The organism is Amphritea sp. GJ51-11 (assembly GCF_055808735.1).
Window position 1 is genome coordinate 124738 of the sequence record NZ_CM147881.1, and the last position, 13181, is coordinate 137918.

Below are 13181 nucleotides of genomic sequence, written 5' to 3' on the forward strand. Positions count from 1 at the left end.
TCGACTTAAATAAATCTGATGCGGTTACGATTCCAATGTTTTCTGTTGGTCGACTAGCAGGCGGCATTTGATTTCGTAGGTGAGTCGATGGTAGATTGCGGTTCAAATAATAATTTAAAACAAGTGTTTGTTAGTCTGGTTTCTGTTGTTTTGAGTTGATGTCATTAGCACCATGACAGCCAGTGTCGAATCGCTTCTTTTGTTCGCCGTCTTGCTGGTATGTCTGTGCGTTAACTCTTATAGATCATAGATTCTGATATATCTAACCAATACGATCGGAAGCCTGCTATGAAACTCGTTCCGTTTGTGAAATACACGTCATGCGGCAATAACTTTGTAATCGTTGATGAAACGGAACATTCACAACTCTCAGAAGCGGATATGTCACGCTTCGCCTTTCAAGCAACTAATACCAGTTTTGGTGTTGGGTGCGATAATCTGCTGGTTATTCAGCGCTGCACACCTGAAGTACTAACATCTATAGCGGAGGATCGAGGTTATTGGCCTGTGCTGCCTAATGCCGATCAAGCTGATTATCTGTTCCGTATGTTTGAGCCTGATGGCGAAGAAGCTCTTTGCTGTGGCAATGGTTTGTTGTGTGTGGCCGGTCATCTACTCAACAAACACGGCATTTCAGCGGCATCTATCTTGACCGAAGTGCCACTGGCGCAGCCCAAGGTTATTCAAATTGGGGCGCAGAGTGATCCATTCGGTGGTTGGGTGAATCTAGGTCATCCCCGCCGCACACCTAATGAGTTAGCGCTGGGTGGACAAGAGATCCCTCACAGCCAGACAATTGATCTTTATTCACAGATAAGCATCCAGTTCCGGGTCGGCGACCTTCGCAACGTGAGTGGCTCTCCCGAGTTGCAGATGAAAGCTCATCTGGTCTTTACCGGAGAACCCCATTTGGTCATCTTCCCAGATACCGACTTTTCGATACCGGAATTAGCGGATTATATTTTTAGCCCTTCAGAATCGTGGCCAGTTAAAGATCGTCGTGAAAGTTTTGGTACTTGGCTGGTGGAGCATATCGGGCAGTATCTGAATCATCATTATCAGGCGCAGTTCCCCGCAGGGATTAATGTTAATTTGGCGCGCCGACAAAGCGATGGAGTGATCGAAAATCGTTGTTTCGAGCGGGGTATTAATCGTGAAACGTTGGCCTGTGGCACCGGAGCGCTGGCGGTAGCCTATGTTTATCGTCACTTTAATCAATCAAACTCGGGAAAGATTGATATTTTACCTCACCGTTGCCGGTGGCATGATGATCAAGCGCGGATTCGTATACATCTCAATGATGCTGGCTGGTCTCTGTCCAGTCATCCTGTGATGCTATTTGACGGTGTCTACCGTCTGTTAGCGGATCAACCAGTCGGTGATCCAATGATGGCTATCTCGATGAGCGATGATGGAGTGATAACATGAATCGCGGCACCGTGTTTAACTCGGCTCAGCGATTATTTCTAGCGGGCAGCTTACAGTTGATCTGCATCCTGATGATGGCCGTTTTTCTGCTATTTGCCGCGTATCAGCGGGCTGATGTTGAGGTGGATCTGAGTGAGATAGCCAGCTGGGGGGGCTATGCAGCACTGGTTTCGCTGAGCTGCTTGCTCGGGATTCAGGTTTTTCGTCATAAAAGGGATCCGTTGAGTGGTAAGGGTATTAGTCGGCTGATGATGGGGCTCAGTGGTGCCGCGCTCGGGATACTTTGCTTACAGCATTTCAGCTTTGGTTATCAGGCGTTGAATCTGTTTGATCTGGCGAGCATTCTCTTAATTAGCTTGCTGATTGCGCTAGAGTTGGCGGTATTACAGCAGAGTCGCTGTCGATTGATACCCGCAGGTTCTGAACGCTATAAACAGATGCGCCCGGCGATATTCCTATTTTTATTTGGCATCGACCTGTCGATGGCATTTATTCCGTTACATATGGAGACATTGCCTCAGCGCTTTAGTGGCATCAGTGCGGAGATATTGATCGGTCTGCCGATCTCAGTGGAGTTTTTCTGTGTTGGCCTCGCGATTCTTTTTTGTGGTGTCTGGTTGGATCGACGGGGCTGGCAAGCTCCTTTCTATTGCGGCTTAGGCTTAACGGGAGTGGGGTGTTTGTATTCCTGGCTGGCACCTGATGCGTTGCAGTTCATTCTTTCCCGTGGGGTGCTGGGATTTGGTTATGGCTTAACACTGCTCGCTTCCCAAGGGTATGTGATTCGTCATACCGATAAAACGAATAAGTCTCGCGGTTTGGCTCATCTCTTTGCTGGGCTTTATTCCGGCAGTATTTGCGGTGCGGCTACCGGTGCTGTTTTAGCCGATCAGTTTGGTTACGGGCCGGTTTTTCTCTTAGGTGCGTTGATTGTATTCAGCGTAGTTATATATGCGGTGGTGTTATTAAAGCCATCGGCCGCTGAACTAAAGGCTGTACCTAGATTTCTTGCCCCAGAAAAACCGAAACAGTCGGCGGCTTTTTGGCGTTTCCTCCGTGACCGGCAGGTTTTGGCGGCGATTTTATTCAGTAGTATGCCTGCCTCGATAGCGGTGGTTGGCTTTCTTAATTACTTTAGTCCGGTTTATCTGAATCGTGCTGGCGTGAATGATGCGGCTATCGGTCAAGTGTTAATGCTGTTTGGGGTTGTGCTTGCGCTCTGCGGCCCTGCTATTGGTCGTTTTGCCGATCAGAGTGACACGAAACGGTTGCCTATTATTTTAGGGTGTTTGTTGGGCGGCGCTGCTTTTTTAGTCTTTAGTGTGTTGGATGGTGTGATCGCCGTTACGCTTGCGATTCTGTTGCTCGGATTGTCCAATTGTTTAGTGCTTTCTGCACAGAGTGCCTTTGTTTTAAATCAACCTGTAACCGCTGCCTATGGTGAAGGTAAGTCGATGGGAATCTTCCGTTCCAGCAGTCGTATTGGACAAATGCTTGGGCCGGTTATTTTTGCGGCAATTATTGCCATGACCGATATTGAGTTTGGGGTGATGCTGTTTGGCCTAGCCTATCTGCTGACGGCGGCACTCTTCGCGCTATTGAGCTGGACGCCTCGCCAGACGGCTGAATCGATTAAATCGACCGGGCGGCAATAGTCATATGTTGAGTGAGAAACGTAACCCGGCCTGCGGCGCAACGCCAGAGGCACGACTGGAGGCGTTACTTCAGTCGGTAGCGGTTCGTGCCTCGGTAATTGAGCGGGTGTTATCGAGTGCGGGTCAGCAATCCTTATTAGAGTACTTAACCAGTATCTGTTGCATCAGTCCGGTTAGTTTTCAGTCTCGTGATGACCTAGCTGGCGTCGTTGAGCAGTATCTGATGCCGCTGTTAGGCGATTCGCTGGCTAAGCAGGCGGCATTAGATCTGTTGCAGCACCCGGTGGCACTGACTGCCAACCATCATGGGGTGGATTTCTTCGCTCAATCGGTGCAGGGCAGCTTTCTGTTTGGCATAGCGAAACAACAGGTACCGGGTATATGCACTATCCCTGTATTTTCATGTGCCAACATTCCTTTGGACAATTTGACCTACCCCCGAGGAGCACTGCTTTATGCCAGTGATCCTCAGCAGAGTTGGCCACAACGGATCCCTTTTTTTCCAATAAGCTGAGGCGACAGCCGGTTGCTCGAGTTAAAGGGCTTGATCGACCGATGTTGCAGCAGGCGGCAAAGCAGGTTCGTCGCTTGATCGAGATTGGACAAAATACTGCCTCCCTTGAGTGCTTGTTGGATGTGTTGGAAACGGAGTATATGGCTGAGGACGTGTTATCTAAACCGGGCTACTCTGCCCAGTCTGTGATCTTAAATCAGCGGATCTGGAGCCGTCTGTTTTGTCCATCTGCTATGATGCCTGAACTGATTACTATTGAACTTGAAACACTGGCTGAGGGGTTGTTTCTTAAAGACCTATCGAATAGTGAAAGTTTAGTATCGGTGTTATTTGCCATGCCCATGATCAGTGAGCTCTACCGACAATTGGATGGTGTAGGCGGTTGCTGGAATGATCAGCAGCTGCAACAGCGCTGGGCTGATAGGCGGGGGGCTGAACCTTTGAAAACATCGGGTTGTGGTACCTTTTGCTTTTGGGGGGTTGATCAACGCCAACGGCGGATTCCGTTAATGCTGGCCTCTGTAGCAGGAGTACTCATGTTACAAGGGTGTGATGATAATGGTAATGAGTCTCAGTTTCATATAAATTCAAAAGCATTAATACAAGCGATTGAAGAGGGGCGGCTACTTCCTTCGGTGTTTGGTTGTTTTCTGGTGATTGCGCTGGCGCGGGGAGTTACCTGCTTAGGTGGCTATTATCAGGCTGAGTATCTGCCACAAATGCAAGCTGGAGTGATCGCCGTGTTACGTCAATATGACCGTTTGGATATTGCCGCAATACTGGCAGAATGTTGTACTGATGGTTATTTGTCAGGGATGCAAGCGGTAATGGTTGAGCAAGCTGGTGCGTTGTTACCAGCAGGGGTGCTAGAAATTTTGGCTAGCGGTGCCATAACGGCGACCGAACTTGCTTTTATCCGTACCATCTCGCTGCGCGATGCTCATTATGCTTCGCTGGCTGAAACCACTGCGGATCTTATGCCTCAAAAAATGGATTCACAGAGCCGAGTATCTCTGATGATAGATCAACACAAGTATTTGTTAGATAAAGTTATTTTGAGACAATGAAGTTGAATGTCATTAGAATTCAAACAAGCGTATAAAATAGTGTATGGTTTAGTTAATCGAATAGGAGTGAGTTATGCGTTTTATTAAGAGCCTGTGTACGGTATGGCTCTGTATGTTAATGATACCTTTTGCTGTCGCAGGTGCTGCTGATAAGGGCGTTTTTGCAACAGCTCCGGTCATGAACAACGGCGAACGTTGGCGCATTGGTTACTTTGAAGGTGGCGAGTATATCGATTATCAGAAAGTGCTGACCGAAACAGTTAAAGGGCTAATGGCGCTTGGCTGGATCGATAAAACCGAGATTCCGGCACAGCCTGGCGAGCAGACCGCTCAGTTATGGCAGTGGTTGAATAAAGTGCCTAGTGATTATATTGAGTTTGTGCCCGATGCCCATTATTCCGCGCATTGGGATGAAAGCAAGCTTGATGGCGTGACTGATAAGGTTATCAAACGCCTTAACCAGCATGACCTGGATTTGATGATCGCTATGGGAACGCTCGCCGGCAAAGCGCTATCGAATGATCGTCATGATACGCCGACCATGGTGTTATCAACTAGTGATCCTTTAGCGACGGGTATTATCAAAAGTGTAGCAGACTCCGGCTATGACCATATCCACGCCACGGTTGACCCCAATCGCTATGATCGTCAGGTGAGGGTGTTCCACGATATTGTTGGTTTTAAAAATTTAGGTGTGGCTTATGAAAATTCAGACAACGGTCGCAGTTATGCGGCGTTAGATGTAGTTGAAAAACTAAGCGCTGAACGTGGCTTTAATATTGTTCGCTGTTATACCCAGAGTGATATCAGCGATATGACGGTGGCTGAAGCGAGTGTCGAGAAATGTTTTCGCGAATTAGCACCGCAAGTGGATGCCATCTATGTAACGGTTCAAGGGGGGTGAATGAACAGAGTATTGCCTCCTTGGTGAAAATTGCTAATGACAATGGCGTGCCTACGTTTTCGCAGTCAGGCGCAGATGAAGTGCGCAAAGGCTTTTTATTGAGTTTGTCGCAAGCGGGTTTTCGTTATGTCGGTGAGTTTCATGCACAAACCTTTGCCAAGGTATTTAACGGCGCAAAGCCTAATCAGTTAGCACAGTTTTTTGAAGAGCCACCGCGTATGGCGGTAAACCTGAAAACCGCAGAAATTGTTGGTTTTAACCCGCCGTTGCTGTTGTTGGGTGCCGCTGATGAGGTTTACCGGGACATCCCGGCAGACTGATGGCCGCTTGGAACGAGATCGGCCTTAAGCTTCAGATCCTGCGGATAACGCAGGCATTGGCGGGTTGGTGTTTATCCGCCATGCTGTTGTTTGTGATCTCAATGCCGCTTCAGGCTGGTAATGAGCAGAGCCCTGTTTTAAATCAGGGGGAGAAGTGGCGTGTCGCCTACTATCAGGGCGGCGAGTATTACGATTATTACCAATATTTAAAAGCTACGACCGAAGGATTGATGGCGCAGGGGTGGATCTCGCCTGCAACGATTCCCTCAGAATATTCAACTACGGCGCAATTGTGGCGTTGGCTGGTGGATCATGCCCAGAGCGATTATCTGACCTTTTTAGCCGATGGTTTTTATAGCCCGGAGTGGGATCGCCATGATCGCGAATTATTGCGCCCAAAGGTGCTCGAGCGGTTACGTCATAACCACGAGGTGGACCTGCTGTTAGCGATGGGCACTTGGGCCGGTATGGATATGGCAACGGATGATCACCGAGTGCCCACCATCGTCATGTCGGTCAGCGATCCTCGTGGTATTGGGTTGCTGACTGAGCAAGGTTCTCTTTATCCCCATCTTTATGTTAGCGAAGACCCGCAACATTATGAGCGACAGGTAGCGTTATTTCACGACCTTATTGGTTTTAAAACACTCGGAGTGGCCTATGAAAATACCCTCGAAGGGAGTAGTTATGCATCCATTGAGCTTATCCATCGGCTAGCACAAGAACGTGATTTTAAGGTGGTCAGTTGTTTTACTCAGAGCGATGTGAATGATCAATTAGCCGCTAACACATCCGTTATTGGTTGCTTCCAGGCATTAGCGGGGCAGGTTGACGCTATCTATGTGACCGCCCAAGGGGGCGTTAACAATGACACCATTCCGCAGTTAGTTCACATCGCTAACCAAAACAGCATTCCGACCTTTTCACAGTACGGACAACGTGAGGTGAAAATGGGCTATCTTATGAGTTTGTCGCAAATTGAAGGTTATCAGCGCGAGGGAAAAATATTATCCGGTGTGGCGAGTCATATTTTGCATGGATCAAGTCCCGCTTCTGTTGGTGAAAAACAGAGAAACAATAAACGGAATTAGTCTGAATCTGAAAACGGCAGAGCAGATAGGTCTTTACCTGAACGCAGACCTATTAGCGGCTGTGGATCATTTTTTTTGGCAGATAGAGCAACCTTGAGTACTGAGTATGTTGTCCAGTTTTAAATTTAAAATTATCGCCCTGATTGTTGCGGTGCTGTTATGTACTGCGGCAGGGGTGATGTATTTTACTCAACAGGGGGTGGGTCAGGCCATGCTGGTTGTTGAGCAAAAATCCGCGCGAAACGTGCTGCAGTTGGCTGATTTGAATATTCGAGCGGGCTATAACCAGCTGGTCAGTAAAAAGGTGGATATTCTTGACGAAATAAAATCGGATATGCAGCGTTTGGCCCGTATGGCCCAAGCGACACTGGCGAGTTATGCGAACGCGGCAGCACAGGGCGTGATCAGTGAAGAGGTTGCTAAGCGTATTGCCATGCAGTGGATATCGAATGTGGATGTTCAGAATGGCGATCTGATTATATTCGCGCCGGATGGCATTATTGTGAGCTCAACGGATGACCAGTTGATGGGTATATCGATCGAAGGGCTGCGTGATATCAAAGGGCGTGACGTGAATCACGCTATGCGGTTTGATCGTTTAAGCTCTGAGGGCGATAGTAGTATTTTTTTCTGGCATAAGCCGGGCTTCTCCGCCAGCGATCGGTATATGGGACATTTCCTACCCCTGAATGACTGGGGTTGGACCGTGGCATTGATTGTTAATTTTGCTGAGGTTGAGCAGGAAAGTCAGAAACAGACAGATGTTATTATCGATGCTTTGCGGCTGACATTTAATAAACTTCAGGTCGCGCAGAGCGGCTATGCCATTCTGTTCAATGGCGATCAACAAATACTGATCGGGCCGCCCGAGCATTCCTTTAATAGTGAACATTTAGATTGGAATAAAGTCTCCGTGCTCGAGCAAATTATGGCGGCTTATGAGCGGGGTGAAAGCTCAATTAGTCATCAGAGTGAGTTTACAGGGGGACGTCAGGTACAGATTTTCTTTAGCTACTTTAAAGCTTTCAACTGGTATTCGGCGGTTGTTGTTCCGGTATCTGAAATTGCCGCGCCGGGGCGGGCGCTTGCGGCTCAGCAGAGTATGATTATCGGTTTGATTTTCTTACTCAGTATTGGCGCTGCGTTCATTTTGATCCTTCGTATGGCCGCGCCGTTGAACACTCTAGCGGCCTACGCGAAATCATTGCCAGAGCAGGACTTTATTCGACCGGTGGAGCAGAGTCGTAAAATTGTCAATCTTGCGCAGAATAAATCGGATGAGATAGGGCGACTCGCGGAATCATTTCTCTTTATGGAGAAAGCGATTAGAAATACGATCCAGCAGGTACATAAAGAGAAAGAAATCGCGATCAATGCCAGTCAGGCGAAAAGTGAATTTTTGGCCACCATGAGCCACGAAATTCGGACACCCATGAACGGTGTGCTGGGGATGGCTGATCTGGCGTTAGATACTGATTTAAGCCCTGAGCAACGGCGCTTTATTGAGATGATACGTTACTCCGGTGAAGGGCTGCTGGATATCATCAATGATATTTTAGACTTTTCTAAAATTGAAGCGGGTAAGTTGCAACTGGATTATCAGCCGCTGAATCTCGCTGAGCTTATTCAGGCTCAGACATCTATTTTGAGCTTGCAGGCACAGCAAAAGGGGCTCGATCTCAGTTGTGAGCTGCCAGCTGAGCTCAACACCGTGGTCTTGGCGGATAGTATTCGCTTAAGGCAGGTTTTGACGAATCTGATCGGTAATGCCATCAAATTCACGCCTGCAGGGACGGTTAAAGTCTCGGCTGAACTGCTGGCGGAGCACGACCAAGATATTGAATTTAAACTGTTGGTCAGTGATACCGGTGTGGGCATTGCTGCCGCCCACCAATCCGTTATTTTTGAATCATTCTCTCAGGCCGATAGCTCAACGACGAGGCACTTTGGCGGTACCGGGTTGGGCTTGGCGATCTCTCGACAGTTGATTGAGATGATGCACGGGACGATTGATTTTAGTAGTGAGCCAGACAAAGGATCGACTTTCTGGTTTACGCTGACACTGTCGAAAAGTGATGCGCAACCGGTGTCGGAACTGCCAGACATTAAGCCGCTGGTGGTCGCGGATACAATGGTTGGGCGTATTCTGTTAGTCGAAGATCACCCTGTGAATCAGGAGTATGCACGTCAGTCGCTCAGAGGATTGGGGGTGACCGTTGATCTTGCCGGCAATGGGGTTGAAGCACTGAAACTACTCAAGAAAGGCGATTATCAACTAGTATTAATGGATTGCCAGATGCCCGAGATGGATGGTTACCAGGCCACCGCTGAAATTCGTCGTCGGGAGATGGCTGAAGGGTTGACTCGTCTGCCGGTGATCGCCTTGACCGCTAATGCGATGGCTGAAGATAGGCAACGTTGCTTGCAGGCGGGTATGGATGATTATTTAGCCAAGCCGTTTAATCAACTGCAGATCCAGCAGATACTTAAGCGTTGGCTGCCTCAAACAGGAATTACAACGGCGGCATCGGTGGACATAAAGGCGGATACGAGCGCTAGTGATGATACCGCTATATCTATTGATAATACTGCGATTGATGAACATGTCATCTCGCAGTTAATTGATATGGATATCGATGGGACTTTTCTACATAAAATGATTGATGCGTATCTTGAAAAATCCCCGGATGACTTGGAACACCTAAGCCACGCCCTTGCCGAGCATGATGCGGAGAGACTGAGAGTGGCAGCCCATAGCTTTAAATCAAGTAGCTATAATTTGGGTGCATTAACATTAGCCGCATTATGTAAAACTTTAGAGCACGTAGGTCGAGATGGAGCATTGGCGCAAGCGCCTGTATTACTGCAAGAAATTGAGAATGAATATCTGAGAGCAAAGCAGGTATTGATAACCATTAGACAGACAAAAGGGGTATAACCCGGTGGCCATTGATAAAGTCTCAACACCTTTTCGGGTGTTGGTTGTAGATGATGATCTTACTGCCCGTATACTGGCAACACACTCTCTGCAGCAGGAGGGGTTTGAGGTTCTGCTCGCGGATAATGGTGTGACCGCTATTCAGCTGTTTCAACAAGCGCAACCCGACATCGTGCTCATGGATGTGGAGATGCCTGGGTTGAATGGATTTGACGTCTGCCGACAACTACGCAGTATGCCTTATGGCAAATTAGTACCGATCTTGATGGCCACGGGGCAGGACGATATCGATTCGGTGCGTGAGGCCTATGCGGCTGGCGCCACCGATTTTGTTTCAAAACCCTTCAATTGGAAAGTCTTAGGCCATCGGCTTAATTATATGATTCGGGCCAGCAATACCAATGAACAGCTACGTCAGTTACAGAAAAGCGAAGCGCGTCTGGGGAATGCTCAGCGGATTGCCCGCTTGGGCAACTGGGAATGGCACATCAGCACCGGCGAAGTGTATTGGTCCGATCAGTTTTATCATTTACAGAACGCTAAGCCAGGGGTGACTTCCCGTAGCCTTCGCTCATTTCTACGTTCGGTTCCTGCGAATGAATGGCCTCAATTAAGACATTGGTTTCGAGAGCTGCTTAACTGCCACTATTCAGGCTTTATGTCGGGTATTAATCATAGTATCTGTTTAGCCGACGGCGATATTCGAAATATGCAGCATCAAGCTGAAGTATTTTGTGACAATCAAGGGCGAGCCTCACTGATTTCGGGCACGATGTTAGATGTGTCAGAGCTTAAGCAGGCTCAAGATCAGGTACTAAAACTAGCACGCTTTGACAGTTTGACTGGGCTTTCTAACCGTAGTGTCTTCTGCGAGCGGGTTCAATTGGCAATGGATCAAGCCGAACGCAATGGTAGCCTTGGCGCGGTGCTGTTTCTTGATCTTGATAATTTTAAGCGGATCAATGATACCTTTGGTCACGGGATGGGTGATCTGCTATTGAAAGAGATGGCTACTCGCTTGTCACAGAGTATCCGTGTGGATGAGATTGATTCCGTTGATGGGGAGTCCTCGGGTAATCTTTCGAGCGATAGTGAAACGATTGATTTGGAGACGAGTGAGGCAGAGCCGAACCGGTTATTACCGCAAGTCGCCCGTTTTGGTGGTGATGAGTTTACCGTGCTGCTGCCGGAAATTAGCCAAGTTAAAGATGCTGAGCAGGTTGCTCGACGTATTTTGGATACTATTGGTCGATCGATTGACCTCGCGGGTCAAGAAGTCGTGATTACCCCCAGTATTGGCATCGCTGTTTTCCCCCATCATGGCGAAACGGTTGATAGTCTGATGAAAAACGTTGATGCCGCTATGTACTATGTCAAACATGCGGGTAAAAATGGCTATGAACTGTTTGTAAAATCGATGAACGTGGTCGCTAAACGCCGTTTGGCACTGGAAAGCGCATTGCGTCATGCCATTGAAGATAATGAACTAACCTTGAACTATCAGCCTCAGGTTGATATGTGCAGCGGCAAAATTGTTGGGGTTGAGGCACTACTGCGTTGGAACAGCGACCAGTTAGGCTTCTGTCTCGCCAGTGGAGTTTATATCGGTGGCTGAAGAAACGGGGTTTATTTCGGCCATTGGTGAATGGGTGATGCGTGAAGCCTGTCGGCAAACTCGGCAATGGCAGCTAGACGGATTACCGCATGTCCGCATAGCGGTTAACTTATCGGTGCGTCAGTTTGCTAAGCAGCATCTCGAAAAATTAGTGACTCAGGTGTTAAAGGATACCGGGCTGCCGGTTAACTGTCTGGAACTCGAGATCACTGAAAATATGTTGATGGATGATGTTGAAGGTTCGGTTGAAACTCTGCATCGTTTGAAGGCGCTGGGGATTCAACTGGCCATTGATGACTTTGGTACAGGGTATTCCAGTCTCAGCTATCTTAAACGTTTCCCCATCGATCGTTTAAAGGTCGATCGCTCCTTTATTACCCATGTGACAACAGATTCAGATGATGCTGCGGTGACCCAGGCGATTATCGCGGTAGCCCATAATATGGGCTTGAGCGTCACGGCTGAAGGGGTGGAGGACAAAGATCAACTGGCGTTCCTTAAAGAGCATGCGTGCGAAGAGGTGCAGGGTTATCTCTTTAGTCGTCCACTGACCCCAGACGATTTAGCGGCACTGCTTAAAAGCGGCAATGGTTATATCTCCCTTGCACCTAATGGGTGATTGGGGCTTCACTCGTCCAAGCCACCCCCTTATATCTCGTGCTGTTGTTTTAACTTAGGTGCTCGGCGAGGTAATCGACGAGCATTCTTACTTTCGAGGAAAGGTGTCGATTATGGGGATAGAGTGCCCAGACCCCTTCTCCTGAGTGTTGATAGTTTTGCAATAATGCGAATAACTCTCCACTGGCGAGGTAGGGTTCGACATAATAGTCGGGGAGCTGAACGATACCGATGCCTTTAAGCGCCGCATCGAGCAGGGCTAATCCGCTGTTACAGTGCAGGTTGCCGCTCACTTTGATATTGCGTTCCAGTTTTTGCTCATTGAAGCGCCAATATTCTAAGGTTCCGAGCAAGCAGTTATGGTGACTGAGTTCGCTGAGTACATGGGGTTCACCATGGGTGGTTAGGTAATCGGGTGACGCGCAAACAAATAGCTGACGTGAAATCAGCGGGCGGGCGATCATGGTGGAGTCTTCTAATTTACCTAGCCGGATGGCTAGATCAAATCCTGAAGCGACTAAATCAACGGTTTGGTTGGTGAGATGACACTGTACTTCTAACTCTGGATAGAGGCAGATAAAGTCATTGATCAATGGCATTATCTTTTGTTCGCCGTAGGTCGCAGGGGCGGTGATTTTGAGTTTGCCACGGGGTGTATTTTGTAGATTGGTGACGGCTCGCTCGGCTTCTTCTAAGCCGTTTAGAAGTTGCCGGCAATATTGATAATAGGTCTGACCGGCTTCGGTGGCAGTGACTTTACGGGTGGTGCGATAAAATAGCTTGGTGCCGAGGCGGTTTTCCAGTGCACTGATCTGACGACTGACCTGAGCGGTGGAGATCCCCAGTTTTTTGGCAGCGGCAGTGAAACTCGATGTTTCTGTCACGGCGATTAGCTCAGAAACCCCTTCCCAACGGCTCATTGTTACAGTCTCGTAAAAGTATATTAATGAAAAGCTAGATTATCTTGTTTTCATAAACAACTACAATGAATACTTACTGTCTTATGTTCGTTTGAAACCGAATCTGAAATT

At 48.2% G+C, this 13181-nt stretch carries 11 protein-coding genes; 10 read left to right on the forward strand and 1 reads right to left on the reverse strand.

Annotated elements, in window-relative coordinates:
* Positions 1 to 288 precede the first annotated feature (288 nt).
* The 10 genes from dapF (at position 289) to AC0L4K_RS00635 (ending at position 12151) form a co-directional block, all read left to right on the forward strand.
* Complete coding sequence (dapF, locus tag AC0L4K_RS00590; RefSeq protein ID WP_473267867.1) at positions 289 to 1428, forward strand: diaminopimelate epimerase; 1140 nt, start codon at positions 289 to 291, stop codon at positions 1426 to 1428.
* A complete protein-coding gene (locus AC0L4K_RS00595) occupies positions 1425 to 3083 on the forward strand; it encodes an MFS transporter (protein ID WP_473267868.1) in 1659 nt (552 codons plus the stop codon). The genes dapF and AC0L4K_RS00595 overlap by 4 nt, the downstream gene beginning before the upstream one ends.
* Positions 3084 to 3087: 4 nt before the next feature.
* A complete protein-coding gene (locus AC0L4K_RS00600; protein ID WP_473267869.1) occupies positions 3088 to 3597 on the forward strand; it encodes a hypothetical protein in 510 nt (169 codons plus the stop codon).
* Between the two features lie 41 nt (positions 3598 to 3638).
* Positions 3639 to 4664 carry a hypothetical protein gene (locus AC0L4K_RS00605; RefSeq protein WP_473267870.1) on the forward strand — a complete coding sequence of 342 codons (1026 nt, stop codon included), beginning with the start codon at positions 3639 to 3641 and terminating at the stop codon, positions 4662 to 4664.
* Positions 4665 to 4737: 73 nt separating this feature from the next.
* Positions 4738 to 5568, forward strand: coding sequence for an ABC transporter substrate binding protein (locus AC0L4K_RS00610; RefSeq protein ID WP_473267871.1), 831 nt, complete (start codon positions 4738 to 4740; stop codon positions 5566 to 5568).
* Complete coding sequence (locus AC0L4K_RS00615) at positions 5565 to 5888, forward strand: hypothetical protein (protein ID WP_473267873.1); 324 nt, start codon at positions 5565 to 5567, stop codon at positions 5886 to 5888. The genes AC0L4K_RS00610 and AC0L4K_RS00615 overlap by 4 nt, the downstream gene beginning before the upstream one ends.
* Positions 5888 to 6979, forward strand: coding sequence for an ABC transporter substrate-binding protein (locus tag AC0L4K_RS00620; protein ID WP_473267874.1), 1092 nt, complete (start codon positions 5888 to 5890; stop codon positions 6977 to 6979). The genes AC0L4K_RS00615 and AC0L4K_RS00620 overlap by 1 nt, the downstream gene beginning before the upstream one ends.
* A 106-nt stretch (positions 6980 to 7085) precedes the next feature.
* On the forward strand, positions 7086 to 9917 hold the full coding sequence (locus AC0L4K_RS00625) for a response regulator (protein ID WP_473267875.1): 2832 nt from the start codon (positions 7086 to 7088) through the stop codon (positions 9915 to 9917).
* A 4-nt stretch (positions 9918 to 9921) separates the two neighbouring features.
* Positions 9922 to 11532: a two-component system response regulator gene (locus tag AC0L4K_RS00630; RefSeq protein WP_473267876.1), complete on the forward strand. Its 1611-nt coding sequence runs from the start codon at positions 9922 to 9924 to the stop codon at positions 11530 to 11532.
* Positions 11525 to 12151, forward strand: coding sequence for a putative bifunctional diguanylate cyclase/phosphodiesterase (locus AC0L4K_RS00635; protein WP_473267877.1), 627 nt, complete (start codon positions 11525 to 11527; stop codon positions 12149 to 12151). The genes AC0L4K_RS00630 and AC0L4K_RS00635 overlap by 8 nt, the downstream gene beginning before the upstream one ends.
* A gap of 49 nt (positions 12152 to 12200) precedes the next feature.
* Here the strand turns inward: AC0L4K_RS00635 and AC0L4K_RS00640 are convergent, their stop codons facing one another.
* Positions 12201 to 13070, reverse strand: a complete 870-nt coding sequence (locus AC0L4K_RS00640) for a LysR substrate-binding domain-containing protein (protein ID WP_473267878.1) — start codon at positions 13068 to 13070, stop codon at positions 12201 to 12203.
* Positions 13071 to 13181: the final 111 nt, after the last annotated feature.

Bases quoted from the DNA above. Each gene is read 5' to 3' on its own strand.
- dapF (WP_473267867.1), top strand. From the start codon at position 289: ATGAAACTCGTTCCGTTTGTGAAATACACGTCATGCGGCAATAACTTT.
- AC0L4K_RS00595 (WP_473267868.1), top strand. From the start codon at position 1,425: ATGAATCGCGGCACCGTGTTTAACTCGGCTCAGCGATTATTTCTAGCG.
- AC0L4K_RS00600 (WP_473267869.1), top strand. From the start codon at position 3,088: ATGTTGAGTGAGAAACGTAACCCGGCCTGCGGCGCAACGCCAGAGGCA.
- AC0L4K_RS00605 (WP_473267870.1), top strand. From the start codon at position 3,639: ATGTTGCAGCAGGCGGCAAAGCAGGTTCGTCGCTTGATCGAGATTGGA.
- AC0L4K_RS00610 (WP_473267871.1), top strand. From the start codon at position 4,738: ATGCGTTTTATTAAGAGCCTGTGTACGGTATGGCTCTGTATGTTAATG.
- AC0L4K_RS00620 (WP_473267874.1), top strand. From the start codon at position 5,888: ATGGCCGCTTGGAACGAGATCGGCCTTAAGCTTCAGATCCTGCGGATA.
- AC0L4K_RS00625 (WP_473267875.1), top strand. From the start codon at position 7,086: ATGTTGTCCAGTTTTAAATTTAAAATTATCGCCCTGATTGTTGCGGTG.
- AC0L4K_RS00640 (WP_473267878.1), bottom strand. From the start codon at position 13,070: ATGAGCCGTTGGGAAGGGGTTTCTGAGCTAATCGCCGTGACAGAAACA.